We start from the raw sequence: 248 nt of genomic DNA, 5'->3' as shown, positions 1-248 counted from the left end.
ATTCCGTAAAGAGCAAAATGCCCTTAACGAGAAGAAAAAGCTAGGTGTTAAAATTACGCCACTAGTATTTGTAATGAAAGCCGCAGCAAAAGCATTGGCCGAATTTCCAACTATTAACTCGTCACTGTCTAACGACGGCGAAAGCTTAATTCTTAAAAAGTACATTAATATTGGTGTAGCGGTTGATACGCCAAATGGTTTAGTAGTACCAGTGTTTAAAGATGTTGATAAAAAAGGCATTATTGAAC

The 248-nt window shown here is 36.7% G+C and carries 1 protein-coding gene; it reads left to right on the top strand.

Going from position 1 to position 248, the window contains the following annotated elements; all coding sequences use genetic code 11:
• The coding region (locus tag AAEY78_RS14395) for a 2-oxo acid dehydrogenase subunit E2 (protein ID WP_352340118.1) at positions 1-248 on the top strand (248 nt) is incomplete at both ends.

This window comes from Psychrobacter sp. 16-MNA-CIBAN-0192 (assembly GCF_040309565.1).
Lineage (GTDB): Bacteria > Pseudomonadota > Gammaproteobacteria > Pseudomonadales > Moraxellaceae > Psychrobacter.
Note: the sequence above shows the minus strand (reverse complement) of the source record. Positions and strands in the feature narration are given on the sequence as shown.